This window comes from Streptomyces resistomycificus (assembly GCF_001514265.1).
Classification (GTDB): domain Bacteria; phylum Actinomycetota; class Actinomycetes; order Streptomycetales; family Streptomycetaceae; genus Streptomyces; species Streptomyces resistomycificus.
In genome coordinates this window covers 26434-52971 of record NZ_KQ949007.1, presented here as the reverse complement: position 1 = coordinate 52971, position 26538 = coordinate 26434, and the positions used below count along the sequence as shown (strand labels likewise).

At 70.7% G+C, this 26538-nt stretch carries 29 protein-coding genes and 1 pseudogene; 14 read left to right on the top strand and 16 right to left on the bottom strand.

Annotation, left to right across the window (positions count from 1 at the left end; all coding sequences use genetic code 11):
* Window positions 1-13: 13 nt before the first annotated feature.
* The gene (locus tag AQJ84_RS38415; protein ID WP_030038926.1) at window positions 14-514 is read right to left on the bottom strand and encodes a hypothetical protein; all 501 of its coding nucleotides are present in this window, start codon (window positions 512-514) and stop codon (window positions 14-16) included.
* 108 nt (window positions 515-622) lie between these two features.
* The gene (miaA, locus tag AQJ84_RS38410) at window positions 623-1561 is read right to left on the bottom strand and encodes a tRNA (adenosine(37)-N6)-dimethylallyltransferase MiaA (protein ID WP_030038925.1); all 939 of its coding nucleotides are present in this window, start codon (window positions 1559-1561) and stop codon (window positions 623-625) included.
* Between the two features lie 182 nt (window positions 1562-1743).
* Between miaA and AQJ84_RS38405 the strand changes: the two genes are divergently transcribed.
* Entirely contained in the window at window positions 1744-2058 is a 315-nt protein-coding gene (locus AQJ84_RS38405) for a hypothetical protein (RefSeq protein ID WP_053190908.1), read from the top strand.
* 24 nt (window positions 2059-2082) lie between these two features.
* Window positions 2083-2397: an antitoxin gene (locus tag AQJ84_RS38400; protein ID WP_030038923.1), complete on the top strand. Its 315-nt coding sequence runs from the start codon at window positions 2083-2085 to the stop codon at window positions 2395-2397.
* Window positions 2398-2564: 167 nt separating this feature from the next.
* Here AQJ84_RS38400 and AQJ84_RS38395 read toward each other — a convergent pair whose 3' ends face one another.
* From AQJ84_RS38395 to AQJ84_RS38380, 4 genes are all read right to left on the bottom strand, one after another.
* Window positions 2565-3278: a class III extradiol dioxygenase subunit B-like domain-containing protein gene (locus AQJ84_RS38395; RefSeq protein WP_030038922.1), complete on the bottom strand. Its 714-nt coding sequence runs from the start codon at window positions 3276-3278 to the stop codon at window positions 2565-2567.
* Between the two features lie 43 nt (window positions 3279-3321).
* Window positions 3322-4842, bottom strand: coding sequence for a tRNA (N6-isopentenyl adenosine(37)-C2)-methylthiotransferase MiaB (miaB, locus tag AQJ84_RS38390; protein ID WP_030038921.1), 1521 nt, complete (start codon window positions 4840-4842; stop codon window positions 3322-3324).
* 72 nt (window positions 4843-4914) lie between these two features.
* The gene (locus AQJ84_RS38385; RefSeq protein WP_030038920.1) at window positions 4915-5586 is read right to left on the bottom strand and encodes a response regulator; all 672 of its coding nucleotides are present in this window, start codon (window positions 5584-5586) and stop codon (window positions 4915-4917) included.
* The gene (locus tag AQJ84_RS38380; RefSeq protein WP_225877159.1) at window positions 5586-6536 is read right to left on the bottom strand and encodes a sensor histidine kinase; all 951 of its coding nucleotides are present in this window, start codon (window positions 6534-6536) and stop codon (window positions 5586-5588) included. Before AQJ84_RS38380 ends, AQJ84_RS38385 begins: the two co-directional genes overlap by 1 nt.
* Window positions 6537-6770: 234 nt before the next feature.
* On the opposite strand from AQJ84_RS38380, the gene AQJ84_RS38375 reads away from it, so the two are divergent.
* Both AQJ84_RS38375 and AQJ84_RS38370 read left to right on the top strand, forming a co-directional pair.
* Entirely contained in the window at window positions 6771-7256 is a 486-nt protein-coding gene (locus AQJ84_RS38375; RefSeq protein WP_030038918.1) for a cation:proton antiporter regulatory subunit, read from the top strand.
* Between the two features lie 4 nt (window positions 7257-7260).
* Window positions 7261-8490 carry a cation:proton antiporter gene (locus AQJ84_RS38370; protein WP_030038917.1) on the top strand — a complete coding sequence of 410 codons (1230 nt, stop codon included), beginning with the start codon at window positions 7261-7263 and terminating at the stop codon, window positions 8488-8490.
* 43 nt (window positions 8491-8533) lie between these two features.
* Here the strand turns inward: AQJ84_RS38370 and AQJ84_RS38365 are convergent, their stop codons facing one another.
* Entirely contained in the window at window positions 8534-8938 is a 405-nt protein-coding gene (locus AQJ84_RS38365; protein ID WP_030038916.1) for a pyrophosphohydrolase domain-containing protein, read from the bottom strand.
* Between the two features lie 265 nt (window positions 8939-9203).
* Here AQJ84_RS38365 and AQJ84_RS38360 point away from each other — a divergent pair, with 265 nt between their 5' ends.
* Window positions 9204-10202 carry a TAXI family TRAP transporter solute-binding subunit gene (locus AQJ84_RS38360; RefSeq protein ID WP_030038915.1) on the top strand — a complete coding sequence of 333 codons (999 nt, stop codon included), beginning with the start codon at window positions 9204-9206 and terminating at the stop codon, window positions 10200-10202.
* 163 nt (window positions 10203-10365) lie between these two features.
* Here AQJ84_RS38360 and AQJ84_RS38355 read toward each other — a convergent pair whose 3' ends face one another.
* Window positions 10366-11751 (bottom strand): sensor histidine kinase, encoded by a 1386-nt coding sequence (locus AQJ84_RS38355; protein WP_053190905.1) that lies wholly within the window; start codon window positions 11749-11751, stop codon window positions 10366-10368.
* Between the two features lie 9 nt (window positions 11752-11760).
* Complete coding sequence (locus tag AQJ84_RS38350; protein WP_030038913.1) at window positions 11761-12447, bottom strand: response regulator transcription factor; 687 nt, start codon at window positions 12445-12447, stop codon at window positions 11761-11763.
* Between the two features lie 287 nt (window positions 12448-12734).
* On the opposite strand from AQJ84_RS38350, the gene AQJ84_RS38345 reads away from it, so the two are divergent.
* The 8 genes from AQJ84_RS38345 to AQJ84_RS38315 all read left to right on the top strand — a co-directional run bounded on the left by AQJ84_RS38345 (window position 12735) and on the right by AQJ84_RS38315 (window position 19294).
* Window positions 12735-13511, top strand: coding sequence for an amino acid ABC transporter ATP-binding protein (locus AQJ84_RS38345; RefSeq protein ID WP_030038912.1), 777 nt, complete (start codon window positions 12735-12737; stop codon window positions 13509-13511).
* Between the two features lie 88 nt (window positions 13512-13599).
* Window positions 13600-14448 (top strand): glutamate ABC transporter substrate-binding protein, encoded by an 849-nt coding sequence (locus AQJ84_RS38340; RefSeq protein WP_030038911.1) that lies wholly within the window; start codon window positions 13600-13602, stop codon window positions 14446-14448.
* A gap of 97 nt (window positions 14449-14545) precedes the next feature.
* Complete coding sequence (locus tag AQJ84_RS38335; RefSeq protein WP_030038910.1) at window positions 14546-15220, top strand: amino acid ABC transporter permease; 675 nt, start codon at window positions 14546-14548, stop codon at window positions 15218-15220.
* A complete protein-coding gene (locus tag AQJ84_RS38330) occupies window positions 15217-16125 on the top strand; it encodes an amino acid ABC transporter permease (RefSeq protein WP_030038909.1) in 909 nt (302 codons plus the stop codon). Before AQJ84_RS38335 ends, AQJ84_RS38330 begins: the two co-directional genes overlap by 4 nt.
* Window positions 16126-16301: 176 nt before the next feature.
* Entirely contained in the window at window positions 16302-17951 is a 1650-nt protein-coding gene (locus AQJ84_RS38325; RefSeq protein ID WP_053190902.1) for an FAD-dependent monooxygenase, read from the top strand.
* Window positions 17952-17984: 33 nt separating this feature from the next.
* Window positions 17985-18158: a putative leader peptide gene (locus AQJ84_RS45190; protein WP_374935206.1), complete on the top strand. Its 174-nt coding sequence runs from the start codon at window positions 17985-17987 to the stop codon at window positions 18156-18158.
* A gap of 81 nt (window positions 18159-18239) precedes the next feature.
* Window positions 18240-18803: a cupin domain-containing protein gene (locus tag AQJ84_RS38320; RefSeq protein ID WP_030038906.1), complete on the top strand. Its 564-nt coding sequence runs from the start codon at window positions 18240-18242 to the stop codon at window positions 18801-18803.
* Window positions 18804-18925: 122 nt separating this feature from the next.
* Window positions 18926-19294 carry a rhodanese-like domain-containing protein gene (locus AQJ84_RS38315; protein WP_053190946.1) on the top strand — a complete coding sequence of 123 codons (369 nt, stop codon included), beginning with the start codon at window positions 18926-18928 and terminating at the stop codon, window positions 19292-19294.
* Between the two features lie 35 nt (window positions 19295-19329).
* On the opposite strand, the gene recX is transcribed toward AQJ84_RS38315, so the two are convergent.
* From recX to AQJ84_RS38295, 4 genes are all read right to left on the bottom strand, one after another.
* Window positions 19330-20223: a recombination regulator RecX gene (gene recX / locus AQJ84_RS38310; protein WP_053190900.1), complete on the bottom strand. Its 894-nt coding sequence runs from the start codon at window positions 20221-20223 to the stop codon at window positions 19330-19332.
* 3 nt (window positions 20224-20226) lie between these two features.
* On the bottom strand, window positions 20227-21348 hold the full coding sequence (gene recA, locus AQJ84_RS38305; RefSeq protein WP_030038902.1) for a recombinase RecA: 1122 nt from the start codon (window positions 21346-21348) through the stop codon (window positions 20227-20229).
* A 365-nt stretch (window positions 21349-21713) separates the two neighbouring features.
* Window positions 21714-22967 carry an AI-2E family transporter gene (locus AQJ84_RS38300; protein ID WP_198536296.1) on the bottom strand — a complete coding sequence of 418 codons (1254 nt, stop codon included), beginning with the start codon at window positions 22965-22967 and terminating at the stop codon, window positions 21714-21716.
* A gap of 170 nt (window positions 22968-23137) precedes the next feature.
* On the bottom strand, window positions 23138-23332 hold the full coding sequence (locus AQJ84_RS38295; protein ID WP_030038900.1) for a DUF3046 domain-containing protein: 195 nt from the start codon (window positions 23330-23332) through the stop codon (window positions 23138-23140).
* An 80-nt stretch (window positions 23333-23412) separates the two neighbouring features.
* Between AQJ84_RS38295 and AQJ84_RS38290 the strand changes: the two genes are divergently transcribed.
* A complete protein-coding gene (locus AQJ84_RS38290; protein ID WP_030038899.1) occupies window positions 23413-24357 on the top strand; it encodes a hypothetical protein in 945 nt (314 codons plus the stop codon).
* Between the two features lie 140 nt (window positions 24358-24497).
* Here AQJ84_RS38290 and AQJ84_RS38285 read toward each other — a convergent pair whose 3' ends face one another.
* From AQJ84_RS38285 to AQJ84_RS38275, 3 genes and pseudogenes are all read right to left on the bottom strand, one after another.
* Window positions 24498-24806, bottom strand: a complete 309-nt coding sequence (locus AQJ84_RS38285) for an AzlD domain-containing protein (RefSeq protein WP_053190897.1) — start codon at window positions 24804-24806, stop codon at window positions 24498-24500.
* Window positions 24803-25525 (bottom strand): AzlC family ABC transporter permease, encoded by a 723-nt coding sequence (locus tag AQJ84_RS38280; protein WP_198536298.1) that lies wholly within the window; start codon window positions 25523-25525, stop codon window positions 24803-24805. The genes AQJ84_RS38285 and AQJ84_RS38280 overlap by 4 nt, the downstream gene beginning before the upstream one ends.
* Window positions 25480-26409 (bottom strand): annotated as a pseudogene (locus AQJ84_RS38275) (AraC family transcriptional regulator). The gene AQJ84_RS38280 and the pseudogene AQJ84_RS38275 overlap by 46 nt, the downstream one beginning before the upstream one ends.
* Window positions 26410-26538: the final 129 nt, after the last annotated feature.

Sequence of the window (26538 nt, the reverse complement as noted above, 5' to 3'; positions counted from 1 at the left end):
CCCCGGGGCGGCGTCAGCGCAGGCGAGCGACGCGCCACACGGCCAGTACGACGACCGCGGCCACCACGACGACGTAGGCGATCACGACCCGCCAGTCGGGGCGGCGTCCGGAGCCCCGCTGGGGCAGTCCGGGCCACGTGTAACCAACGCGACGAGCGGCCATCATGCCCCAGCCGGCCGCGCAGGAGCAGATGAGCAGCCCCAGCATGGCGATCACGGCACCACTGTCGCCGAAGTCGAAGGCCAGCGGGAAGGCGAACATCAGGGAGCCGACCGCGGCCAGGCTGACGATGGGGGCGAGCTGCCAGATGCGCATCCGGCGCTGCGGGCGCAGCTCGACCTCGACCTCCGGGCCACCCGGGAACATCTCGTCGGGCTCGGGGCCGTCGGCGGTCACACCGCCGTGCTCCTCGGGCCCGTCGGGGCTCAGACGGTCGCCGTCCTGCTCCGTTTCACCGCTCTCAGCGGTGAGGGGCTCGGTGCCTTGTGCGGTGTCGCGAGGGCCGGCCTCCATCGCCACGCGCCCTCCCAACTCGGACTCCACTTGGTCGATCGAAGCTCGATGATGGCACGGCGTCGAAGGCCCGGATGACGGCCGGAGCGTCCCGATGCCAGGACGTGATCAGGCTGTAACCGGTCGTTCGACCAACGCCAGCGCGAGCTGAGGAAGTTCTGTGAGATCCGCCGCAGCCCCACTCAACCAATGCACCCGGGGGTCGCGCCTGAACCACGAATCCTGACGGCGCGCGAAGCGCTTGGTGGCACGTACGGTCTCGGCCCGCGCTTCTTCGAGGGTGCACTCCGCGGCGAGCGCCGCGAGCACCTGCTGGTAGCCGAGCGCGCGCGAGGCCGTACGCCCCTCGCGCAACCCTTGCGCCTCCAGTGCGCGCACTTCTTCCACCAGCCCGGCCTCCCACATCCGGTCGACCCGGCGCGCGATGCGCTCGTCGAGCTCGGGCCGCGCCACGTCGACGCCGATCTGCAGGGTGTCGTAGACCGAGTCGTGTCCGGGGAGGTTGGCGGTGAAGGGCTTGCCGGTGATCTCGATCACCTCGAGGGCGCGGACGATACGGCGGCCGTTGCTGGGCAGGATCGCGTGCGCGGCCTCGGGGTCGGCAGCGGCCAGGCGCGCGTGCAGCGCTCCCGAGCCGCGCAGGGTCAGCTCCTCCTCGAGGCGGGCCCTGACCTCGGGATCCGTACCGGGGAACTCCAGGTTGTCCACGGCCCCGCGGACGTACAGGCCGGACCCGCCGACCAGGATCGGCCAGCGGCCCTCGGCGAGCAGCGCGTCGATCCGGGCGCGGGCCAGCCTCTGGTACTCGGCGACGGAGGCGGTGGCCGTGACGTCCCAGATGTCCAGGAGGTGGTGCGGGATGCCCGCGCGCTCCTCGAGCGTCAGCTTGGCGGTGCCGATGTCCATCCCTCGGTACAGCTGCATGGAGTCGGCGTTGACGACCTCGCCGCCGAGACGCTGGGCCAGGAAGACGCCCAGATCGGACTTTCCGGCCGCGGTGGGTCCGACGACGGCGATGACTCGGGGGGCGGGGGGTGCGCTGCTCACCGCCCCAGTCTCGCAAACCTCACGACCCCGCCTCGAACGAGTTACGTGACGGCACGCACGCGGGGTCGTTGCCAGTTGCGAGGCTTCCCGCCGCCTGTTCACGGAGGCGGCGACCCGGTGGCGCAAACGGACGCACCGGACGACGCGGGATTTCGCCCGCACGAGTAACGTATGGAGTGGATATGGGCGTTTTCGCACGACTTCTCAGGAGGTCGAAGGCCACGGAGGAGGCGTCGACCGCCGAGACGCAGGCCGGCTCGGCGACCGCCGAGTCGGCGGCTCAGGAGGCGGCAGAGGCGAAGGGGTCGGCCGAGGCCGGGACCGAGGCGGCCGGGACCGAGGCGAAGACCGACGCCAAGGCCGAGGTCGCGGTGGAGGAGACGGCGGCACCGGCCGCCGAGGAGTCCGCCGGTTCCGGCGACGGCGTCGAGATCCCCAAGCAGCAGTCCGCAGGAGAGGCGGCCGACAGCGAGGCCGGAGAAGGCGCCCGCACGTAACTGCCCCGCGAGGGAAGGTGGACCATGGGTCTCCTGCACAATTTGAAGGCCAAGCTCAGCCCGGCCAAGGACAAGGTCTCAGGCCTCGCGCAGCAGCACGGGGGCAAGATCCAGCACGGTCTCGACAAGGCCGCGCACGTCGTGGACGAGAAGACCAAGGGCAAGTACAGCGACAAGATCCAGACCGGAACGGGCAAGGCCAAGGGCGCCATGGACCGACTCGCGCACAAGGACGGCACGGACCCGGGCCGCGCCACCGGCACCCCGCCGGCGGCCCCGCCGCCCGCCTCCCCGCCTCCGGCCTCTCCGCCGCCGGCAGGACCCCCGCCGACTTCCTGAACGACGGCACGGCACCTCGACGGACGGCCGCGGAGCACTGCGCTCCCGGCCGTCCGCCGTGTCCGGCGCCTGGCGGCGCAGGCTGGTCACGCGTCGGTGGTCACGCCACCCGGGGTTGGGTCTCGCGCTGCGCGATGCGGCTACGCCACGCGGTTACGCCGAGCCGGTCAGGACCAGGCCGCGACCACGTATCCCACGCCGTACGGCGCGTCCTCGTACAGGAGGGTGCCGCCGAGGTCCGTGTCCTCGGCCGCGCCCGCCAACACCTGCCAGGGGGCCCGGCCGGCTGCCTTCAACTGGTACGCCAGGTCGGCGTCCAGCGTCTTGAGCGCCGCCACGTCGGCCGACCCCAGCGCCCGCGCGACCTCCGCGTCGAAGGGTGCCGCCCGCTCGTCGAGATAGCCGGGCGCCTTGAGGGTGCGGCACGCGCTGGCGTCGCCCATCACCAGCAGCGCCACCCGCTCCGCCCGGGCAGCGATTTCCCTTCCGACTTCGATACACCGCTCGGCCTCGAGGGGTTCCGCCAGGCCCAGTCCCTCGATCGGGGCATCCGCCCAACCGGCCCGCTCCAGCAGCCACGCGGCCACGGCGAGCGAGGGCGGAAGCGGACCTCCGGCCGGCTCGCCCCGGTCCGCGCCCAGGCGTACGCCGACGTCCACGCCGAACCCGTGGAACGAGCCCGGCGTGCCCTCCGGGTGGGTGCCGAGCCCGCTCTGCTCGGCCGGTCCGACCACCACGAGCCGGTCGGGGCGGGCTGCGGCGAGGACGCCGAGCGCGTCCGTGCACGCCGCGCGCGCGGCATCCAGCTCGGGTGCGGCGCCCGCGGCGACCTCGGGCACGAGCAGGGGCGGGCAGGGGCAGACTGCGGCGGCGACAAGCATGATCGGCAGGGTAACCCCGGGGGACGTCGGGAGCGCAGCCGACTCAGTCGCAACCGCACCCGCCGCCGGTGGCGACCGGCACCGGTCCGGGGGCGCCGATCTTCGGCAGGCCCAGCATCACGCCCGCCGGCTTGGCGGCCTTCTCGGCGTTGCGCTTCTCCCAGGCGTCGCCCGCGCGCGTGGGGCGGACGGCGAGGGTGGGGCCCTCGGCGAGGAGGTGGTGCGGGGCCGCGTAGGTGATCTCGACGGTCACCACGTCGCCGGGGCGCACCTCCTGCTCCGGCTTGGTGAAGTGGACCAGGCGGTTGTCGGGGGCGCGGCCGGAGAGGCGGTGGGTGGCGCCGTCCTTGCGGCCCTCTCCCTCGGCGACCATGAGGTCGAGCGTGCGGCCGACCTGCTTCTTGTTCTCCTCCCAGGAGATCTCCTCCTGGAGGGCGACAAGACGCTCGTAGCGCGCCTGGACGACCTCCTTGGGGATCTGGTTCTCCATGGTCGCGGCCGGGGTGCCGGGGCGCTTGGAGTACTGGAAGGTGAAGGCCTGCGCGAAGCGGGCCTCGCGGACGGCGTGCAGGGTCTGCTCGAAGTCCTCCTCGGTCTCGCCGGGGAAGCCCACGATGATGTCGGTCGTGATCGCCGCGTGCGGGATGGCCTCGCGGACCTTTCGGATGATGCCCAGGTAGCGGTCCTGGCGGTACGAGCGGCGCATCGCCTTCAGGACCGTGTCCGAACCCGACTGCAGGGGCATGTGCAGCTGCGGCATCACGTTCGGCGTCTCGGCCATGGCCGCGATCACGTCGTCCGTGAAGTCGCGCGGGTGTGGCGAGGTGAAGCGGACGCGCTCCAGGCCGTCGATGGTCCCGCAGGCCCGCAGCAGCTTGCTGAAGGCCTCGCGGTCGCCGATGTCGGAGCCGTAGGCGTTCACGTTCTGGCCGAGCAGGGTGATCTCGGAGACGCCCTCGCCGACCAGAGCCTCGATCTCGGCGAGGATGTCGCCGGTACGGCGGTCCTTCTCCTTGCCGCGCAGGGCCGGGACGATGCAGAACGTGCAGGTGTTGTTGCAGCCGACGGAGATGGAGACCCAGGCCGCGTACGCGCTCTCGCGCCGCGTCGGCAGCGTGGAGGGGAATGCCTCGAGCGACTCGGCGATCTCGACCTGTGCCTCCTCCTGGACGCGGGCGCGCTCCAGGAGGACCGGCAGTTTGCCGATGTTGTGCGTACCGAAGACGACGTCCACCCAGGGCGCCTTCTTCACGATGGTGTCGCGGTCCTTCTGCGCGAGACAGCCGCCGACCGCGATCTGCATGCCAGGTCGCTTCGTCTTCATGGGGGCGAGGCGGCCGAGGTTGCCGTACAGCCGGTTGTCGGCGTTCTCGCGTACCGCGCAGGTGTTGAAGACGACGACGTCCGCGTCGCCGTCAGCCCCTTCGGGGGCGCGCACGTACCCGGCGTCTTCGAGCAGCCCCGACAATCGCTCGGAGTCGTGGACGTTCATCTGGCACCCGTAGGTGCGTACCTCGTATGTCTTCACGCCCACTGCTGCCAGGCCCCGGTCACTGCTGCTCATGCGACAAGGGTAGGCGGTGCCCGGAGTGCGTTCTGCGCCCGAGCCCGGACACCGCGGGCTCGGACACGACTCTCACGGATCGATCAGGCCTGCTCGGATCGCGTAGCGGGTCAGTTCCAGACGGTCGCGCACGCCGAGTTTCTGGAGCAGGTTCGCGCGGTGGCGTTCGACCGTCTTGGCGCTGATGAAGAGCATCTCGCCGATCTCCTTCGAGGTGTGGCCCTCGGCGACGAGCTTGAGGATCTCCTCCTCGCGTTCGGTGATGGCCCGCTCGGGCAGGCCGTCGCCCCGGTGGAGGCGGTCGAGGTACGAGCGGACGAGGGCCCGCTCCGCGCCCGGGTAGATGAAGGGTTCGTCGAGTACGACCGCCCGGCACGCTTCCACGAGGTCGCGGTCGGCGACTGACTTCAGGACGTAGCCTCCGGCGCCCGCCTTGAGGGCCTCGAAGAAGTACTGCTCGTTGTCGTACATCGTGAGGATGAGGATGCGCAGCTCCGGTAGGCGGCGGGAGAGTTCGCGGGCCGCCTGGAGGCCGGTCATCCGGGGCATCGCGATGTCCAGGACCGCCAGATCGACGTCACGCGCGCGTGCCAGCTCGACCGCCTCCGCCCCGTCGCCGGCCTCGGCCACGACGGTGAGGTCCGGCTCATTCTCGAGGATGAGACGCACGCCTCTTCGTACGAGGGTGTGGTCGTCGGCGAGCAGGACGCGGATCGTCTTCCTCAGCGGCGGTCGCGGCGCCATCAGCGGGTCTTTCCCGGCGCGGCCGGTACGCGCAGGCGTATCTCCGTGCCCTGTCCGGGGGCGGGCTGCAGGCAGAGCGTGGCTCCTATGAGGAGGGCACGTTCGCGCATCCCGCTGATGCCGGAGCCCTCCAGCGCCCCGCCGAGGCCCTTGCCGTTGTCGCGTACGAGGAGCTCGACGCCGTCGGTGACCGGCCGCAGCAGGACTTCCGCCCGGTCGGCGGCGGCGTGCCGGGCCGTGTTGGTGAGACCCTCCTGGGCTACTCGGTAGATCACGAGTTCTGACTCCTGGGTCAGCCGGGGCAGATCGCCGGGGACGTGGTGACGGACGGTCAGCCCGTGCGTGGTGAACTCGGCCGCGAGGGAGCGCAGTGCGCTCGGCAGGCCGAGTTCGTCCAGGACACCGGGGCGCAGTCGGCGGGCGATGCGGCGGATCTCGTCGAGGCCGGCGCGGGTGGCCTCCTGCGCCTGGTGCACGTCCTCCCGCAGCTCGTCCGGCACCCGGTCGGCGACGCGCTTGAGCTGGAGGAGGACCGCGGTCAGGGTCTGCCCGACCTCGTCGTGGAGTTCGCGGGCCACACGGTGGCGTTCGCGCTCCTGGGCGGAGAGCGCGCGGGCGGCGCCGGTGGCGCGTTCGGCCTCCAGCCGGTCGAGCATCGTGTTGTACGTCGTGATCAGCGCGGCGGTCTCGGCGGGGCCGGCGACGGCGGCACGGGCTCCCGGGCGCAGCAGGTCGGCCGTCGCCATGGCCAGGCCCAGGCGCTGGAGCGGGGCGAGGCCGAAGCGCAGCACCAGCGCGTTGGCGGCCAGCAGGGAGGCGAGTCCCACCACGACCGCCGCCGCCTCGCCCGGGCGGACCGGGGTCGACACGGTGACCGGGCCCAGCAGCAGTGCGGCGGCCACGACCAGGCCGGCGGCGTTGAGCGAGAAGATCCGCCAGAACAGCGACACGGTTCCGCTCCCGCCCCTCTCCGTGTTCCCTCGGGGCACCGCCGTCTCGCGCCCGTCCAGCGGCCCTCCCGTCTCCGCGTACGGCACCGTCCCAGCCAGCTTCGCCGCGCGCCTGCGGCCTCGTATATCCGTGACGACACCCATGTCGCCACGGTACGGGCGGCTGACAGCATGGCCATTCCGTGGGGTCCGACGACGCTCGGGCCACGAAAGCCAGCACTGAGGGGAAGAAACGTGTCTGCTCCACGCCTGAGGGCGACGCCGCTGCCGGGTATCGGGGTCCAGTACGACCTTGTCACCCGGGAAGACCGCCATCTGTCCGTGGTGGCGCACCGCGACGGCGCCCGCACCGTGAGCGTGTACCGGGCCGACGATCCCGACTCCTGCGCGCAGTCGCTCAGGCTGAACGGCGCCGAGGCGGGCGCGCTGATCGACGCGCTCAAGCCGTCCCACCACAGTGCGAGCCTGCTCTACACCACCGACCTGGGTCTGGTCGCCGAGCGCATCGAGGTGGCGGCGACCTCGCGGTGGAACGGGCGGGTGCTGGGCGAGACCCGAATGCGCACCGACACGGGCGCGTCCATCGTGGCGGTGCTCCGGCGGGCGGAGGCGATTCCGTCACCGGCCCCGGACTTCCGGCTCGTCGGCGGGGACACCCTCATCGTGATCGGCACCCGTGAGGGCGTGGACGCCGCCGCGGCGATACTCGGACGGGAGTGAACGGGTGCACTCCGCGGTCCTGTTGATCGAGTTCGGTTCCATCATCCTCGGCCTGGGCCTGCTGGGCCGGTTCGCCGGCCGCTTCCAGCTCTCGCCCATCCCGCTGTATCTGCTGGCCGGCCTGGCCTTCGGCGAGGGCGGACTGCTGCCGCTGGGGGCCAGCGAGGAGTTCGTCGCGACCGGCGCCGAGATCGGCGTCATCCTGCTGTTGCTCATGCTCGGCCTGGAGTACTCGGCCGGCGATCTGATCACCAACCTCAAGTCGCACTACCCCTCCGGCCTGGTCGACTGTGCGTTCAACGCCGTGCCGGGCGCGGTGGCGGCGCTGCTGCTCGGCTGGGGTCCGGTGGCCGCCGTCGTGCTGGCCGGAGTCACCTGGATCTCCTCGTCCGGCGTGATCGCGAAGGTGCTCGGCGATCTGGGCCGGGTGGGCAACCGGGAGACGCCGGTGATCCTCAGCGTCCTCGTCCTGGAGGACCTCGCGATGGCGGTCTACCTGCCCATCGTCACCGCCCTGGTGGCCGGGGCCGGGCTGATGGCCGGCAGCGTGACCCTGGCGATCGCTCTGGGCGCGGCGGGGCTCGTCCTGTTCGTGGCCGTGCGCTACGGCCGCCTGATCTCACGGTTCGTCTCCAGCGACGACCCGGAGAAGCTGCTGCTGGTCGTGCTGGGGCTGACGATCCTGGTGGCGGGCGTCGCCCAGCAGCTCCAGGTGTCCGCCGCGGTGGGCGCGTTCCTGGTGGGCATCGCGCTGTCCGGCGAGGTCGCGGAGGGTGCGCACACGCTGCTGAGCCCCTTGCGGGACCTCTTCGCCGCCGTCTTCTTCGTCTTTTTCGGACTGCACACCGACCCGGCCAGCATCCCGCCCGTGCTGCTGCCCGCCCTCGCGCTGGCCGTCCTCACCGCCGCGACGAAGATCGCCACCGGCTACTGGGCCGCCCGGCGGGCCGGGATCTCCGTCAAGGGCCGCTGGCGCACGGGCGGCGCGCTCGTGGCCCGCGGCGAGTTCTCGATCGTCATCGCCGGCCTCGCGGTCAGCGCGGGCATCGAGCCGTCCCTGGGCCCCCTGGCCACGGCGTACGTCCTCATCCTGGTCGTCCTCGGCCCCCTCACCGCGCGCTACACGGAGCCTCTGGCGTCCTGGTGGACCCGCCGCGCTGCGGACCGCAGGGAGACGCGCGAGGCGTCGTCGCGGGCGGAGGCGGAGGCGGGGGCGTCGGTGGGAGGCGAGTGAGCGGACCGCTGTGGCGAGGGGAGCGCTGGAGCGCGCAGGCTCCCTACGCCTCGCCCGGCACCCACCCCTGCCGCCGCAGCACCCCCGCCACGTCCGGTGCCTCGTAGTGGTCGCCCTTGAGGACCTTGCCGTCGCTCCGGCGGGCGATGTGGCCGTCGGGACCCCGCTTGGTCATGTTGGAGCGGTGGATCTCGGCGATCACCGCGTCGAGGTCGATGCCGTGGACGAGGGCCGTGCCGTAGGCGACGTACACGACGTCGGCGAGCTCGTGCGCGAGCCGGTCGAGGGGGCCGGTGACGGAGACCTCCGCGACCTCCGCGGCCTCCTCGGCGAGCAGCTCGCCGCGATGGGCGGCCAGTTCCGGCGAGACCTCGGTGGGTGTGGTGCGGGCGGCGAGCCCGACGGCGAGGTGGAATGCGCGGACCAGGTCGACGGGCGATGAGCTCATACGCCGACTCTAGCGATCGCCTACGACAACGCCCTCGGCGCCGCCGAGCACCCAGCGTCAGGCCACAGGCCACAGGCCTCAGGCCTCAGGCCTCAGGCCTCAGGCTCAGGCGTCAGGCGTCAGTACCTGGCCGCCAGCCCTGGTACCCCGCACCGGCGCCCGGCCCCTCTCCCCCACTGGCCCTACTGCGCCGCTACCCCCACTGCACCTCCCTCCCGAAGCCGCCCCTGGCCAGCACCGCACCCCGGCTGGCAGGATCGCCCGCATGTCCAGAGTGTTCGCCACCATCGGCAGGCGCCGGGCCCTGCAGGGAGCCGCCGCCGGCTTCGTCGTGCTCGGGTTGCTGCTGTGGTGGCTTCTGCCGCTGGGCGAGGCGCCGCCGAGCGGGACGATCACGTTCAGCACGGGGACGAAGGCCGGGGTGTACCAGGAGTACGGACGACGGCTGAGCAACGAGCTCGACAAGGACATGCCGGACCTGAAGGTGCGGCTGATGACCAGTGACGGCTCCCAGGCGAACGTCGCGCGCGTGGCCACCGGCAAGGCCGACTTCACCATAGCGGCGGCCGACGCCGTCGAGACGTACGCACTGGCCAAGGGCCCCGGCGCAGACCGCCTGCGCGGTGTCGCCCGCCTCTACGACGACTACGTGCAGCTCATCGTCCCGCCCGACTCGAACGTCCAGAGCGTCGCGGACCTGAGGGGCAAGCGCGTCGCCATAGGGCGCCCCTTCTCGGGCGTGCGGCTGATCGCCACCCGGGTGCTCAAGGCCGCGGGCATCGACGCCCGGAAGGACATCACGCCGCTGGCCGACGGGATCGACACCGGCCCGGAGCGGATGAAGCGTGGCGACATCGACGCGTTCTTCTGGTCGGGCGGTCTGCCGACGCAGGGTCTGAAGAAGCTGGCCGTCGGCTACCCCTACCGGTTCGTGCCGATCGGCTCCGACCTCGTCTCCAAACTGCACGACCAGGGCGGCGCCTCCCGCTACTACCGGGCCACGAACATGCCGGAGTCGGCCTACCCCTCGATCCAGAAGGGGGCCACGGTCGCGACCCTGGCGGTGTCCAACGTGCTGATCACGCGCAAGGACACGGATGCGCGGCTCACCGAGTGGCTGACCCGGGCCGTCCTCAAGAGCCGGGACGAGATCGGCTCCCACGTCCACTCCGCCCAGCTGGTCGACGTCCGCACGGCGATCTACACGGACCCGCTGGCGCTGCACGACGGCGCCCGGCGCTACTACCGCTCCGTCAAGCCGTAGCGGGCGTCCCGTCGGCGTCGTACGAGACGTCACGCAAGCGCCGTACGGGCGTCTCGTCGTCCGTCGCAGTACGTGTCATCGGAAGGCGGCAGGCAAACACGCGCGTGAGGCGCGGTGCATCTCGGCCTGTTGCCCTACTCCGTGGTCCACCGCGCTACGGACGTCAGGTCGCCGATCGGGGTACCCGGACCGTCACCGTCAGGCCGTGCGGCTCGTGGTGGTCGTATGTGATCGAGCCGCCGCCGGCTGTGAGGAGCGCGCGGGAGATGGACAGGCCGAGGCCGGAGCCCTTGATGTTCTGGTGACGGCCGCTGCGCCAGAAGCGGTCGCCCACGCGGGTGAGTTCCTCGTCGGTCAGCCCCGGCCCGTTGTCGTTGACCACGACGGTGGTGGTGTCGCCGTCGGAGGCGACCGTCACCTCGACGGTCTCGTCCCTCGGTGTGAACTTCACCGCGTTGTCGATCACCGCGTCCAGGGCGCTGGACAGCGTGACCGGGTCGGCCCAGCCGGTGGTGGGCGGGCAGTCCCCCACCAGGCGTACGCCCTTGGCCTGTGCGGTCGGTGTCCAGGCCGCGACGCGCTCGGCGGCGAGCGCACCGATGTCGGTGATCCTCAGGTCGGCCTCGGTGTGCTCGGCCAGGGCCAGGTCGAGCAGGTCGTCCAGGACCTCTGCCAGACGCTTGCCCTCGGCCTGCACGGAGGCGATCTCCTGGTTGCCCTCCGGGAGTTCGAACGCGAGCAGCTCGATGCGCAGCAGCAGCGCGGCGAGCGGGTTGCGCAGCTGGTGCGAGGCGTCGGCGACGAAGGCACGCTGCTGCTCCAGGACGTCCTCGACGTTGTCCGCCATCTCGTTGAACGACCGGGCCAGCCGCCGGAGTTCCGGCGGGCCGCCGGCGGCGGCGACGCGTGACTTCAGGGCCCCGCTCGCGATCGCGTGGGTGGTGGCGTCGAGGACGCGCACGGGCCTGAGGACCCAGCCGGTCAGGCGCAGCGCGGCGCCGACGGCCAGCAGCATGGCGGCGATCTCGCCCGCGCCGATGACCAGCCAGCCGTGCAGGATGCGCGAACGCATCTGCCCGGTGGGCGAGTCGGTGACCACGACCGCGACGACGTCACCGTCCCGGATGACCGGCGAGGCGACGACCAGACGGTTGCGCTGCCAGGGCCACACCTGTTTCGGGTCGTGACTGCGGCGGCTGAGCAGGGCCTCGCCGAAGGCGGCGCGCACCTCTCCCTCGTCCGGCAGGACGAAGGTCGAGGGCGCCTTGGCCATGGAGGTGCGGTTGCGGTAGAAGACGCCCGCGCGGATGCCGTAGACCTCGTGGTAGCTGGCCAGCTCGATGCCCAGGGTGTCCCGGCGCTCGTTTCCCGCGCCGGGCCTGTCGGTGACGAACTGGGCGAGCGCCGCGAAGCGGGCCGTGTCGTCGATCCGGTCGACGACCACCTTCTGCTGCTGGGCCGCGGCCACGCTGACGGCGAGCGGGACGCCCAGGGCGAGCAGCACGGCCGCCATCAGGATGATGAGCAGCGGGAGCAGACGTGTGCGCACCCGGCCCCGCTACGCGCCCGGGGCGACGAGCCGGTAGCCCACGCCGCGTACGGTCTCGATCAGCGCCGGCATCCGCAGCTTGGCGCGCAGGGACGCCACGTGCACCTCAAGAGTGCGTCCGGTCCCCTCCCAGCTGGTGCGCCACACCTCGCTGATGATCTGCTCCCGGCGGAAGACGACTCCGGGACGCTGCGCGAGCAGGGCGAGCAGGTCGAACTCCTTGCGGGTCAGCTGGACGACCGCTCCGCCCACGCTGACCTGACGGGTGGGCAGCTCGATGTGCACCGGGCCGAGGGTCAGGGCGGTGTCGCTCGCGCCCGGGACGTCCTCGTGGGCGGTGCGCCGGCTGACGGCGTGGATCCGCGCCAGCAGCTCTCCGGTGTCGTACGGCTTCACCACGTAGTCGTCGGCGCCCATGTTGAGGCCGTGGATGCGGGAGCGGACGTCGGAGCGGGCGGTGACCATGATGACCGGGGTGCTGGTGCGCTTGCGGATCTTGCCGCACACCTCGTAGCCGTCCTGGTCGGGCAGCCCCAGGTCGAGGAGGACGACTCCGAAGCCGGCGCCTTCCGGTACGAGGGCCTGAAGAGCCTCCTCGCCGCTGCGGGCGTGCGTGACGTCGAAACCGTGCCGCGCCAGCACCGCGGACAGGGCGGCTGCGACGTGGTTGTCGTCTTCGACGAGGAGCAGTCTCATCCGGGCCCCCTTCGGTTCATCGGACGTACGATCAGGTTGTGTACAGAAAACGTGTGCACGCGCGCGTGCACATGGCAGTCACGCTGATGGATGAGGACGGCGTCAAGAGGGTTCCGGTTGCGCGCGGCTACCGTTACCCGGCCGATACGCGCCCAGCTCGCAAGTGCTACGACACGTGTCCGATTGCTATCGGATCGTGATGCTCAGATTCCCCTCAGATGTAATGACGCTGGTCGCGAGTGGTTACTACTGTCCTCCGAAACCGAGGAGGACGGAGCCTTAGAGCGATGACCGAAGTATCGGTGGCCAAGGAAGACATGGCCGCGACCGGAGAACTGGTCGTCCTGAAGAGCGTCAACAAGCACTTCGGCGCGTTGCACGTACTCCAGGACATCGATCTGACGATCGCCCGCGGCGAGGTCGTCGTGGTCATCGGACCCTCCGGGTCCGGGAAGTCCACCCTGTGCCGCGCCATCAACCGCCTGGAGACAATCGACTCCGGCACGATCGCCATCGACGGCAAGCCGCTGCCCCAGGAGGGCAAGGCGCTGGCCCGGCTACGTGCCGACGTGGGAATGGTCTTCCAGTCCTTCAATCTGTTCGCGCACAAGACCGTGCTCGAGAACGTCATGCTGGGCCAGATCAAGGTCCGCAGGGCCGACAAGAAGGCGGCCGAGGAGAAGGCCCGCGCCCTGCTCGACCGCGTGGGTGTCGCCAGCCAGGCGGACAAGTACCCCGCACAGCTCTCCGGCGGCCAGCAGCAGCGTGTCGCGATCGCTCGCGCCCTGGCCATGGACCCCAAGGTCATGCTCTTCGACGAGCCCACCTCGGCGCTCGACCCGGAGATGATCAACGAGGTGCTGGAGGTCATGCAGCAGCTCGCCCGTGACGGCATGACCATGATCGTCGTCACCCACGAGATGGGCTTCGCCCGTTCGGCCGCGAACCGGGTGGTGTTCATGGCGGACGGTCGGATCGTCGAAGAAGCTGTGCCGGACCAGTTCTTCAGCAACCCGCGCAGCGACCGAGCCAAGGACTTCCTGTCGAAGATCCTGCACCACTGACGCATCCGCACCCCTGACGCGCCCGGATCACCAGGGCGGTGTCATCCGCAACGACGGCATTCTCCTCACCACGCAAAGGATGTTCACCATGAAGCTCCGCAAGGTCTCCGCCGCGGCGGCCGCTGCGCTCGTTCTCACGCTGACCGCGACCGCATGCGGAGGCGACGACAAGGACAGCAGCGACACCGGCTCGGGTTCCGGTGGCGGCGACAAGATCAAGATCGGCATCAAGTACGACCAGCCCGGCCTGGGTCTGAAGGAGCCCGACGGGTCGTTCTCCGGCTTCGACGTCGACGTGGCCACGTACGTTGCCAAGGAACTCGGCTACGAGCCCAACCAGATCGAGTTCGTCGAGACGAAGAGCGCCGACCGCGAGAACGCGCTTGCTCGCGGCGACGTCAAGTTCATCGCGGCCACCTACTCGATCAACGACGAGCGTGCCAAGAAGGTCGACTTCGCCGGCCCGTACCTGCTGGCCCACCAGGACCTGCTGGTCAAGGCCGACTCGGACATCAGCGAGGGCACCGACCTCAACGGCAAGAACCTGTGCTCGGTGACCGGCTCCACCTCGGCGCAGAATGTCAAGGACGAGATCGCCCCGAAGGCCAACCTGAAGCAGCTGAGCGGCTACTCGGAGTGCATCTCCGGCCTGCAGGCCGGCTCCGTGGACGCGCTGACCACGGACGACTCGATCCTCGCGGGCTTCGCCGCGCAGGACCAGTACAAGGGTCAGTTCAAACTCACCGGTCTCAAGCTCAGCAACGAGAACTACGGCATCGGCGTGAAGAAGGGCGACACCGAGACCGTGAACAAGATCAACGACGCCCTGGAGAAGATGGTCAGCGACGGCGCCTGGGAGACGGCGGTCAAGGACAACTTCGGTCCGGCCAACTACAAGAACGAGCCCGCGCCGAAGATCGGCAACATCGTCAAGTAAGCGCGATGGTTCACCGGCGTGCCGTCGCCGATCGCGATCAAGGCGGCGGCACGCCGCGCTGTCCACGTACGCCACCCACCCGGAAGCGCGGGAGATCGTGTTCGACTTTCTTTCAGACTATGACGACCCGAGCATTTGGGGCGCCTTCTGGATGACGGTGAAGCTCACCGCCCTCTCCGGCGTCGGCTCCCTGGTCTGGGGCACCCTCCTGGCCGCGATGCGCGTCAGCCCGGTCCCGCTCATGCGTGGGTTCGGCACCGCCTACGTCAACATCGTCCGGAACATTCCCCTGACCGTCATCATCCTCTTCACCTCGCTCGGTCTCGCCGACATCTTCGGCATGACGATGGGTGCCTCCGACTTCAAGGTCCAGGGCTTCCGGTTGGCGGTGCTCGGCCTCGTCGCCTACACCGCGGCGTTCGTCTGCGAGGCGATCCGCTCCGGCATCAACACCGTGCCGCTCGGCCAGGCCGAGGCGGCACGCGCCATCGGCCTGAGCTTCAGCCAGACCCTGTCGCTGATCATCCTGCCGCAGGCCTTCCGCTCGGTCATCGGCCCGCTGGCCAACGTGCTGATCGCGTTGACCAAGAACACCACCGTGGCCGCCGCGATCGGCGTGGCCGAGGCCGCCTTCCTGATGAAGGAAATGATCGAGAACGAGGCCCAGACGCTGCTCATCGGCGCCGTCTTCGCATTCGGGTTCGTGGTACTGACCCTCCCCACCGGCCTCATCCTGGGCTGGCTGAGCAAGCGACTGGCGGTGAAGCGATGAGCTCCGTCCTCTACGACACTCCGGGGCCCCGCGCCAAGAGGCGCAACGTCCTCTTCTCGGTGGTCTTCTTCGTCCTGCTGCTCCTGCTCCTGTGGTGGGTCTGGCAGACCATGGACGACAAGAACCAGCTGACCTGGGCCTTGTGGAAGCCGTTCACCGAGTCGCAGGCCTGGACGACGTACCTGCTGCCAGGATTGGCCGACACGCTGAAGGCGGCGGCTCTCGCCATGGTGATCGCCCTTCCGCTGGGCGGGCTCTTCGGCATCGCCCGCCTCTCCGACCACCGTTGGGTGAGGGTTCCGGCCGGTGCGGTGGTCGAGTTCTTCCGGTCCATCCCGGTGCTGCTGCTGATGCTGTTCGCCAACGAGTTCTACGCCCGCTACACGGGCGTCAGCACCGAGGAGCGGCCCCTGTACGCGGTCGTCACCGGCCTCGTGCTCTACAACGCGTCCGTCCTCGCCGAGATCGTCCGGGCCGGCATCCTGTCCCTGCCGAAGGGCCAGTCGGAGGCCGCTATGGCGGTCGGTCTGCGCAAGGGCCAGACGATGACCAACGTCCTGCTGCCGCAGGCCGTCACCGCGATGCTGCCGGCCATCGTCAGCCAGCTCGTGGTCATCGTGAAGGACACCGCGCTGGGCGGCGTGATGATCGGGTTCACCGAGCTGCTCAACACGCGCAGCACACTCGCGGCCGTCTACGCCAACGTCATCCCCAGCTTCATCGTGGTAGCGGTCATTTACATCGTGCTCAACTTCATTCTCACCAGCTTCGCGGGCTGGCTGGAGAAGCGGCTGCGGCGCAGCAAGCGGAGCACGGGCGTGGTCCTCGGCAAGGAGGACGTGGAAGAGCTCAACGCCGCCGAGATCAGGGGCTCCTTCGGAACCGGTGCAGGTGGCGGTATCTGATGATCAGCCAAGTGGCATGAACGACACGGGGGCAGTGGCATGATCGCCACTGCCCTTCGTCACTTGACGCAAGCACCCGCAATCTGTTGCATACGTTCTGTGATCGTGCACCCTGCTCCACCTTCCTGTTCACCCATGTCCCTCGGGACACCACCGCGGGCAGGGGGCGCCGCGCCGTGGACCCGGTGATCATCGTCGGAGCGGGGCCCGTCGGGCTCACGCTCGCCCTCGCTCTGGCACGTCAGGAAGTGCCCTCCGTGGTCCTCGACGAAGGACCGGGCAAGGACGAACCGCGCCTGGCGCGCACCGTCGTCCTGCGCGAGGACACCGCCGCCCTCATCGAGCGGCTGACCGGCGTACCGCTCGCCGAAGCCGGCGTCCACTGGGCCGGATGGCGGTCGATGCGGCGCAAGCAGGTGATGCGCGAGGTCATCTTCGAGGGCGCTCCGGACGCCGCGGACGCCGAGGGCGAGGCCACTCCCGCTCCCCTGCACGTCGCCCAGCACGTGCTGACCGGCGCTCTGCGCGCCGCCCTGGCCGGCGAGCGCCTGGCCAGGATCGCCGTGAACAGCCGCCTCGACGGCATCGAACAGGAACCCTCGGGCGTGACCGCCCACACCCGCGGCCCCAAGGGCACCTGGTGGCGTGGCAGTTATCTGATCGGCTGTGACGGCCCCCGCTCCACGGTCCGCAAGCTCCAGGACATCCGCTTCCCGGGCCGTACGTCGGTCGAACGACACGCCGTCGCGGCACTGCGTACGGAACTCCCCTGGCCCGACCAGGCGTTGCTTCATCGAACACCGCCATGGCGCACGGCCGGCCCCTCGGCCGGCGAGATCACCGGACGTCCCCTGCCGGACGGGGTGTGGCGCCTCGACTGGCTGCTGCCGCCGGGCAAGGACCTGGTCACGCCCGAGCAGCTGGTGGCCCGGGTCCGGGAGACCCTGGCCGGGTGGGCCGACGGCTCGACACCGTCGTACGAACTCCTGGACACCGGCGTCCACACGGTCCACCACCGGCTGGCCCGCCGCTGGCGCGTCGGACGGGTCTTCCTCGCCGGGGACGCCGCGCACCTCCTGGGCGCGCTCGGCACCCAGGGCCTCGACGAGGGCATCAGGGACGCGGACAACCTCGCCTGGAAACTGGCGCTGGCCTGGCACCACGGTCCGCATGAGGCGCTGCTCGACAGCTACCAGGAGGAGCGGCGCGCGGCCGTCTCCGCCCGGCTGCGCGCCGCCGACCAGGCGCTGCCGCTGCTGCGCGGAGGCGGTGGCCTGCGCGCGTACGTCTCCGGCGGGGCCCGTGGCCACGACGCGTTGCTCGCGGACGGTCACCTGGGGCGCGGAGTCCTGGGTGCGCCGGGCTCGTACGCCGACTCACCGCTCGCACCCCGGCACATCGAGGGACGGGCCCCGGTCGACACGGCGCCGGGCGCGCCGGTCACCGATGTGCGGGTGACCGCGGAGGACGGCTCCTTCGTACAGCTGCGGGACCGCCTCGGTCGCGGCGCGCTGCTGGTCGTACTGATCGCGCCGGGCACCGGCGTGTGGGAGCGCAAGCACTGGGTGAGCGCCGGGATCATGCCCCGGCTGGCGGCGGCGGTGTCCGCGCTGCCGCACGCCGCCGAGCTGCTGGTCGCCGAGGAGTACCCGGGAGCGGCCCCGCACACCGTCCTTCTCGTACGGCCCGACGGTCACCTCGTCACGGCACTGACCGGAGTCCGTCCCGCCGACCTGTACGCGGCGGCGGAGGCGGCGCTGGGCGGGCCGGTGCGGGCGGAAGCGGGGGCAGGGGCGGGAGCGGGGGCTGCGGCCGGCTCGAGGTGAGCTGGGTGGCTCGAGCTGAGTGGTGATCGGTTCGTGCCGGCCACTGTGCTCGCTGTCACTGTGCGTCCACATAGTGACAGCGAGTTGACCGGCCCGCACCACCATGGTGTACTCCGGATCGTGATCGACACCTGTGTGCACCTGTGGCGGAAGGTCCATGTGGACCTCGTCCGCTATGCGGGCTGCGTGTGTCGCCCGTCCTGCTGAATTCGCATCCCCCATCACCTCGGCGCGCGCCGCTTCTGCGTTGACGCGCACCGCACGCGAACGCTCTTCAGGACGGTACCCGTGTCTGTCTCCCCTGCTGTTTCCACTGTCTCCTCTGCCGGTTCCGCCGTTTCCGTGGGCTCCGCTGCCTCCGGGCCCACGCAGGCGGACCTCCTCGACTTCGTCCGGCGCACGGCCGGCGACACCGCGCTGATCGATTCCCTCCCGCTCGACCCGGAGGGCCGCACCTGGGTGCGGTTGGAAGGGCCCGGCGGAAGTGAGGCCTGGCTGATCGGCTGGCCTCCCGGAAGCGGCACCGGGTGGCACGACCACGCCGAATCGGTGGGCGCGTTCGTGACCGCGGCCGGTGAGCTCAAGGAGAACTCTCTCGCCGCACGGCTGCCCACCGACGGCTGGAAGACACTGGAACTGACCGAGGGCGTGGACCGTGAACGCCGGCTGACCACCGGACAGGGCCGCGCCTTCGGCCGCCACCACGTCCACGAGGTCCTCAACGAGTCCTCCGACCAGCACGCGATCTCCGTCCACGCCTACTACCCGCCTCTCCCCCAGATCCGCCGCTACAGCCGCAGCGGGCCGATCCTGCGCCTGGAGCAGGTGGAGCGCCCGGAGGACTGGCAGTGAGCCGGGCGGGAAGCCCGGACGCGGCCGGTGTGATCCGAACGGACAGCGCCGACGGTTCCGTCGATGCCGTCGATGCCGTCGATGCCGTCGATGCCGTCGGCCCGAGTGAACGGCCCGCCGGGATCGACGAGTTGCTGGAGCGGGTGCGCGGCGGTTTCGAGCGGGTGGAGCCGCGGGATGCCTACGACGCTGTCCTGGCCGGCGACGCGCTGTTGGTGGACATCCGCTACGCCGCCCTGCGCGAGCGGGACGGCCTGATCCCCGGCGCCCTCGTCATCGAACGCAACGAACTGGAGTGGCGGCTCGACCCGCAGGGCAGCCACCGCGCCCCCGAGGCCACGGGCCATGACCTGCGTGTCGTGGTGATCTGCAACGAGGGGTACGCCTCGAGTCTGGCGGCCGCGTCCCTGCACCAGCTGGGGCTGAGCCGGGCCACCGACATGGCCGGGGGCTTCCAGGCGTGGCGGGCGGCAGGGCTTCCGGTGACGTGATGACGTCGTAGCCACCGGCGCCGTCCTCACTCCCCTCAAAACCCCTCGTCCTCAAGGAACTCCGCGTCCTCGCCCTCCTCCTCCAGCGCCCGCCGAACCACCCTGAGGGCCATGCCCTCGGGATAGCCCTTGCGGGCGAGCATGCCGGCGAGGCGGCGCAGTCGCTTGTCCCGGTCGAGGCCTCGCGTGGAGCGCAGCTTCCGGGCGACCAGCTCGCGTGCGGTCGCCTCCTCCTGCTCGGAGTCGACCTGCCCGACGGCCTCGTCGATGAGCGTGGAGTCGACGCCCTTGTTCCGCAGTTCCCGGGCGAGTGCGCGCCGGGCCAGTCCTCGCCCGTGGTGCCGCGACTCCACCCAGGCGTCCGCGAACGCGCTGTCGTTGATCAGCCCGACCTCCTCGAACCTCGACAGCACCTCCTCGGCGGCGTCGTCCGGGATCTCCCGCTTGCGCAGGGCGTCCGCGAGCTGCTTTCGCGTGCGCGGGGTCCCGGTGAGCAGGCGCAGACAGATCGCCCTCGCCCGCTCGACCGGGTCCGCGGGAGACGCCTCTTCCTCGGCCCTCGACGAGAAGGAGGCACCTCCGTCCTCACCGGACGACTCCGCGCGGCCGCGCCGACGGCGCCCGCGCGAGCCACCCGCACCCCGTGCCCCGCCGTTCCGGCGGGTACCGCCGGACGGCGTATCGGCACCGAAGCCGGCGGAACTGCCGCCGTCCGACCCGTGCGGCCCGTCCTGCCACTGTCCACCGCCCGGCTCGTCGCCGTACGACCCCCTCGTGCCGTACGAAGACGTGCGGGCGTGGTCCCCGTCCGCGTCTTGGACCGCGTCCGCGCCGCTCAGGTCGGCGAAGCGCCCGTCGCCGCCCCGGCCCCGCTCATGCGGAGCATCCGGGTCGGCGGCGTACTCGGCCCAGTCGGTTCGCCGTGTCACGGATCAGCTCTTGGCCGCCGCGGCCTTGGTCTTGGCGGCCTTGGTCACCGCCGGAGCCGGCACCGCCTTCGCGGCGTCGTCCGTGGCGATCACGGCGTCCGCGCCCGGCTCGGCAGCCGGTTCCACGGGACTGACCCCGACACCCAGCTTCTCCTTGATCTTCTTCTCGATCTCGTTGGCCAGGTCGGGGTTGTCCTTGAGGAAGTTGCGCGCGTTCTCCTTGCCCTGGCCGAGCTGGTCGCCCTCGTACGTGTACCAGGCGCCCGCCTTGCGGACGAAGCCGTTCTCCACGCCCATGTCGATCAGGCCGCCCTCGCGGCTGATGCCCTGCCCGTAGAGAATGTCGAACTCGGCCTGCTTGAAGGGCGGCGCCACCTTGTTCTTGACGACCTTGACGCGGGTGCGGTTGCCGACCGCGTCGGTGCCGTCCTTCAGCGTCTCGATACGTCGGATGTCGAGCCGCACCGAGGCGTAGAACTTCAGCGCCCGGCCACCTGTCGTGGTCTCCGGCGAGCCGAACATCACGCCGATCTTCTCGCGGAGCTGGTTGATGAAGATCGCGGTGGTCTTGGACTGGTTGAGCGCGCTGGTGATCTTCCGCAGGGCCTGGCTCATCAGACGGGCCTGGAGACCGACGTGGCTGTCACCCATCTCGCCCTCGATCTCCGCGCGCGGGACGAGTGCGGCGACGGAGTCGATCACGATCAGGTCGAGGGCGCCGGAGCGGACCAGCATGTCCACGATCTCCAGGGCCTGCTCGCCGTTGTCGGGCTGGGACAGGATCAGGTTGTCGATGTCGACGCCGAGCTTCTTCGCGTACTCGGGGTCGAGGGCGTGCTCCGCGTCGACGAACGCGACCTGGCCGCCGGCCTTCTGGGCGTTGGCCACGGCGTGCAGGGTCAGGGTCGTCTTACCGGAGGACTCCGGCCCGTACACCTCCACGACACGACCGCGCGGCAGGCCTCCGACGCCGAGCGCGACGTCGAGTGCGGTCGACCCGGTGGGGATGACCTCGATGGGCTCGTTCGGCCGCTCGCCCAGGCGCATGACCGCGCCCTTGCCGAATTGCCGTTCAATCTGTGCGAGAGCGGCGTCGAGCGCCTTCTCGCGGTCGGTTCCTGCCATGGGTTCCACCCGGTTTGCTTGAGTCGATCGCTTCACGTCAAAGACGCTAACGCCTGCCACTGACAATGGGCCCCGACGCCCGTCCGGCCTGTGGATAACTCGGGAACTTCTCCACCGAAACCATGTCGAAACGCCCGTCGGGAGCCGCGCCGGAGTCTCCATAGGAATGGATGTTCGATTTTCGTGTCAAGCGCACCACGCGGCACCTACGAGACTACGTCGGCCCGGCCGCCCGCCCCCAAGCCACGCCACCTGCCAACTGCCCCTGCCCCCGACAGCTCCGCCCCCTGCCCCCCCGACAGCTCCTGGCACGCGTGTCGTCGCAGCAGCGCCATGAAAGCGACGGCCGAGGCCCGCCCCCTCGATCAGGAGGAACGGTCGGCCGGGTACTCGCTCCCCGGCCGCCGGGCCCACAGGGCACGCAGACGCACGAACGGGCCGTCCCCCTCCCCGCGTCTGCGGTGGCCGTGGACCCGAGGGTCGTCCGTGACGTCATACCGCTTCACGTACGCCCCGAGGAAGGCCTGCAGCGTGGCGATCGCGGGGATGGCGATCAGTGCGCCGACGGCGCCGAGGAGAGCTGTTCCGGCGATGACGGAACCGAAGGCGACCGCGGGGTGGATGTCGACGGTCTTCGAGGTCAGCTTGGGCTGCAGTACGTAGTTCTCGAACTGCTGGTAGACCACGACGAAGATCAGCACCCACAGCGCGTACCAGGGATCGACGGTGAAGGCGATCAGCATGGGCAGGGCGCCCGCGAGGTACGTGCCGATCGTGGGGATGAACTGCGAGACCAGCCCCACCCACACGGCGAGCACGGGCGCGTACGGCACGTCGAGCGTCTGCAACAGGATGTAGTGCGCGACGCCCGAGATGAGGGCCATCAGACCGCGCGAGTAGATGTAGCCGCCGGTCTTGTTCACCGCGATCTCCCACGCGCGCAGCACCTCGGCCTGCTTGGCGGGCGGCAGGATGGAGCAGAGAGCGCGGCGCAACCGGGGGCCGTCGGCGGCGAAGTAGAAGGAGAACAGCGCGATCGTCAGCAGTTGGAAGAGCCCGCCGAGGACCTGCGCGGACACGTCCAGGACGCCGGTGGCGCTGTTCTGCACGTAGTTGCGCAGCCAGTCGGAGCGGAGCACGCCCTCCTGGACGTCCACTCTCCTCAACTCGGTGTTGAAGTGGGTGTTGATCCAGTTGATGACGGAGTCGAGATACTCGGGGAAATCCTCGACGATCTTGATGATCTGGCCGGCCAGCATCGAACCGAGCAGCGTGACGAAGCCGGCCGCCACGACCATCACGCCGAGGAAGACGACAGCGGTCGCCAGGCCCCGGCGCATCCCGCGCGTGGCCATCCAGCTCACCGCGGGTTCGATGGCCAGGGCCAGGAAGAACGCGATGAGGACATTGATCAACAGGTTGGTGAGCTGGTGGAAGGCCCAACTGCCCAGCTGGAACACGGCGACGAGGGCGAGCGCGAGCACCATGGCGCGGGGCAGCCAGCGAGGCATGCGTGCGTTCGGCCCGGCGGCGAGGCCGGCCGGAGGCCGACCTGGCGGCGTCGTGCCGGACGGGGAGGTGTGCGGGGTGACCTGGCCGGTCTCGTCAGTGGGTGCCACGGTGCAAGTCTCGCCCACCCGACTGACAATCGGCTCCAGTCCGGCGATCTTCGTGACCGATCAGTGCATCCCTCGTAGGACGTTCATGACCGAACAGCGTTTCTCTTACCGGAGGTTCATGATCGTCCATCATCGATCGGCGCATCCGGCACCGACCCCTTCGTACCGGATCAGTGCTTGTCCCACGGAACACTCATGACCGTGCACACCACCCGCCACACGTCCTTCGCCTCCCAGCCCGCGTCCAGCGCCTCGTGCACCGTGCGCCCGCCCAGCTCCGCCATCACATGATCGCGCGCGAAGGTGTCGGCGTACCCCGGACCGAAGTGATCCGTCATCCGCTCCCAGAAGACCGTCAACCGCATGCCTCCAGTATCCCGCCCCTGAGAGTGGGCCTGAGCCGGGACCGCTTGCCGAGACCGCTTTCCGCCCTACGGTCTGACGCATGGCCGAAACAGGAGCTTCCCCACTCCCCCAGACGCCCCGGGCGCACTCCCCGCTCGCGCGTGCCGAGCACTTCGTCTGGCTCACCGCACGCGTTCTGGAGCAGCGCCTTTTCGCATACCACTTCCTCAAGGGAAGCGCCGATCCGGTGGAAACGGCGCTGGACGCCCACCGCAACGAGGACGGCGGGTACGGCCACGCGCTGGAGCCGGATCTGCGGGGTCCGGTCAGCCAGCCGCTGCACACCGGTCACGCCCTGCGGATCCTGGACGCCATCGGGCGCTGTGGCGGACAGCGCGTGGAGCGGATCTGCCGGTACCTGACCTCCGTGACCACACCGGACGGTGCCCTTCCGGCGATCCACCCGAGCCAGCGCGGCTACCCGACGGCCCCCTTCATCCCGATCCTGGACGACCCACCGAGCGACCTCCTCGCCACCGGCCCGGTGGTCGGGCTCCTGCACCGCAACGAGGTGTGGCACGCCTGGCTGTTCCGGGCCACCGACTTCTGCTGGCACAGGGTCGAGTCCCTGAAGGAGTCCCACCCCTACGAGCTCCAGGCCGCCGTGGCCTTCCTCGACTCCGTTCCCGACCGCCCGCGCGCGGAGGCGGTCGCCGACCGGCTCGGCCGTCTGGTGCGTGAGCACCGGCTCGCGGTCCTGGACCCCGATCAGACCGACGCGTACCCGGTCGCGCCGGGCTACGCCCCCGGCGAGCACCATTTCCCGCACGACTACGCGAAGACACCGACCTCCCTGGCGCGCGCGTGGTTCACGGACGACGAGATGGCCCGCTCCCTGGACTTCCTCGCGAACGACCAGCAGGAGGACGGCGGCTGGCCGATCCGCTGGCGCCAGTGGGCCCCTGGCACGGCCTTGGAGGCACGCCCCATGGTGTCGCTGGACGCGCTGCGCACCCTGAGAGCGTTCGGCCGTCCCCTGGGCTGAGTCGACGCGAGCCGCCCGGCGGGCGGCATCCGCGAGCTGTCTCGGGACCGCCGGCGCCCCAGGGCCCAGGTCAGTGCACGCGTCCCTCCCCTCACGCGAAGCAGCGCGCTACAGGCGTAGCGGCACCTGCGACCGGAGACTCACCCGCCCACCGCCCGCACCCCCGCCGTCACCACCACGGCTGTCGCGACCACGATCAGGAAGGGCGCGCGCAGCACCAAGGCCACGGCGGCCGCCGCGAGCCCCGCAGCCCTCGCGTCCAGCACCAGTGCGCGCCCGTCCGCGAATGTCTGCTGGGCCGTGAGCGCGGCGAGAAGAGCGACGGGCAACAGCGCGGCCAGCCGCTTCACGAGGGGCCGCTCGAGAGCGCCCGCGGGCACGAGCAGCCCGACGAGCTTGACGACATAGCACCCGAGGGCGGTCGCACCGATCGCGATCCAGGTGTTCAACGGTCTTCCCCCGGTCCGTCTTCATGGCCGGCGCCCTTACGACGGCCCTCGGCCCACAGCACGGCCGGCGCGGCGAGCGCGGCCACCAGAACGGGCACGCCGGCGGGCAGCACAGGCAGCAGCCCCAGCCCCAGAACGACCGCGACACCGGCGACCGTCCGCTCGACGGCGGTCGTCAACATGGGCGCCAGCAACGCCAGGAAGACCGCGGGTCCGGCCGCGTCCAGCCCCCAGGCGTCGGTGTCGCCGATGGCCTCGGCGCCCAGCGCGCCGAGCAGCGTGGTGAGGTTCCACAGCACGTACAGACTGAGCCCCGTCACGGCGAACCCGATCCGGGCACCACGCCGCGTGGGCTGTGCCAGCGCGACCGCCGTCGTCTCGTCGATGACCCACTGGGCGGCGAACGGACGCACCGCGCGCGGGAGGGCCAGCAACTGCGACAGCCGAAGCCCGTAGAAGGCGTTGCGTACCCCGAGGAAGAACGCCCCCGCGGCAGCGGTGAGCGGATTCCCGCCCGCCGCGAGCGCCCCGACCAGCGCGAACTGCGACGCCCCGGTGAACACCAGCAGACTGAGCGCGCAGGTCTGCAACAGCGTGAGACCGCTGCCCGCGGAGGTCACCCCGAAGGCGAACCCGGACAGCCCGACGGCGACCCCGACCCCGAGGGCGTCCCTCACGACGGCGGAGTCGGGCCTGCCTCCACCATCGCGCTTGTCCATGAGACCTGTCTGCTCTGTCACACGTCGGACGGTAGAAGCAGCCGCTCCCGCTCGTCTTGTACGTTCTTGCGCTCAATGCGGTACGCCCCCGGTGGCACGCCCACGATCCGCGTGAAGTGCCGATTCAGATGCGGCTGGTCCGTGAATCCCACCGCGACGGCCGCCTCGGCCGGAGTCGTCCCGGAATCCAGCAGCCGCCTCGCCCGACGCACCCGCGCGTCGGTCAGCCAGGCGTGCGGCGGCATCCCGTACGCGTCCCGGAAGGCCCGCAGCAACGCGAACGGGCTGGTCCCCAGCTCACCGGCCAGCCTCTCCAGCGTCGGCGGCTCGGCCATCCGCTCCTCCAGCACGGCACGCACGCGTGCCGCCACCCGGGCCCCCGCGGTCCGCACCTCCCGCTGCGGCAGCGCCCCACCGTTCAACCGGAGCAGCCGGGTCACCGCAACCCGCAACAAGGTGTCGGCGGCCAGCGCGTTCCCCTCCTCGGCGGCCCGCAACACCTGATGCACCAGTTGCACGGCATACGGATCATCCAGCACCGGCCGGACGAACCCGGGCGTCCCCCGGATCAAGGTCGTTTCGGCAGCGATCTCCGCCACGACCTCCGGCGACGGATACACGGCCCCGTACCGCCACCCCTCGGGCACACCGGCCCGCCCGGTGTGCGGCGTATCCGGATTGACCAGCGCCAGCGCCCCGGCCCCCGCGTACTGATCGGCGCCACGATGGTGAAACACCTCGACCCCGTCAGCGATGGCAGCGATGACGAACTGCTCATGCGTATGCCGCACGAAGGCCTTGCGCACGTACCGCGCCCGCAGCAGATCGACCCCGGGCAACTCGGCATACCGCCAGTGCCGCGCCCGCTCACCCGAACCTCCCATACCCCTCATTCTCCGCCACGACAACGCCCACCTCCTCGCCCAGTCCCCCGGGCGCTCCCTTGCCTCCCTCCCCACGGCCCTCGCCCTCCCAGGCCGGCCCCCGGCGTCCCGCACCCGCGTACAACAAGC

Excerpts from the sequence above, each read along its gene's own strand:
- AQJ84_RS38415 (WP_030038926.1), bottom strand. The coding sequence starts at position 514 with ATGGAGGCCGGCCCTCGCGACACCGCACAAGGCACCGAGCCCCTCACC.
- AQJ84_RS38405 (WP_053190908.1), top strand. The coding sequence starts at position 1,744 with ATGGGCGTTTTCGCACGACTTCTCAGGAGGTCGAAGGCCACGGAGGAG.
- AQJ84_RS38400 (WP_030038923.1), top strand. The coding sequence starts at position 2,083 with ATGGGTCTCCTGCACAATTTGAAGGCCAAGCTCAGCCCGGCCAAGGAC.
- AQJ84_RS38395 (WP_030038922.1), bottom strand. The coding sequence starts at position 3,278 with ATGCTTGTCGCCGCCGCAGTCTGCCCCTGCCCGCCCCTGCTCGTGCCC.
- miaB (WP_030038921.1), bottom strand. The coding sequence starts at position 4,842 with ATGAGCAGCAGTGACCGGGGCCTGGCAGCAGTGGGCGTGAAGACATAC.
- AQJ84_RS38385 (WP_030038920.1), bottom strand. The coding sequence starts at position 5,586 with ATGGCGCCGCGACCGCCGCTGAGGAAGACGATCCGCGTCCTGCTCGCC.
- AQJ84_RS38365 (WP_030038916.1), bottom strand. The coding sequence starts at position 8,938 with ATGAGCTCATCGCCCGTCGACCTGGTCCGCGCATTCCACCTCGCCGTC.
- AQJ84_RS38360 (WP_030038915.1), top strand. The coding sequence starts at position 9,204 with ATGTCCAGAGTGTTCGCCACCATCGGCAGGCGCCGGGCCCTGCAGGGA.
- AQJ84_RS38350 (WP_030038913.1), bottom strand. The coding sequence starts at position 12,447 with ATGAGACTGCTCCTCGTCGAAGACGACAACCACGTCGCAGCCGCCCTG.
- AQJ84_RS38345 (WP_030038912.1), top strand. The coding sequence starts at position 12,735 with ATGACCGAAGTATCGGTGGCCAAGGAAGACATGGCCGCGACCGGAGAA.
- AQJ84_RS38340 (WP_030038911.1), top strand. The coding sequence starts at position 13,600 with ATGAAGCTCCGCAAGGTCTCCGCCGCGGCGGCCGCTGCGCTCGTTCTC.
- AQJ84_RS38330 (WP_030038909.1), top strand. The coding sequence starts at position 15,217 with ATGAGCTCCGTCCTCTACGACACTCCGGGGCCCCGCGCCAAGAGGCGC.
- recA (WP_030038902.1), bottom strand. The coding sequence starts at position 21,348 with ATGGCAGGAACCGACCGCGAGAAGGCGCTCGACGCCGCTCTCGCACAG.
- AQJ84_RS38295 (WP_030038900.1), bottom strand. The coding sequence starts at position 23,332 with ATGCGGTTGACGGTCTTCTGGGAGCGGATGACGGATCACTTCGGTCCG.
- AQJ84_RS38290 (WP_030038899.1), top strand. The coding sequence starts at position 23,413 with ATGGCCGAAACAGGAGCTTCCCCACTCCCCCAGACGCCCCGGGCGCAC.
- AQJ84_RS38280 (WP_198536298.1), bottom strand. The coding sequence starts at position 25,525 with ATGGACAAGCGCGATGGTGGAGGCAGGCCCGACTCCGCCGTCGTGAGG.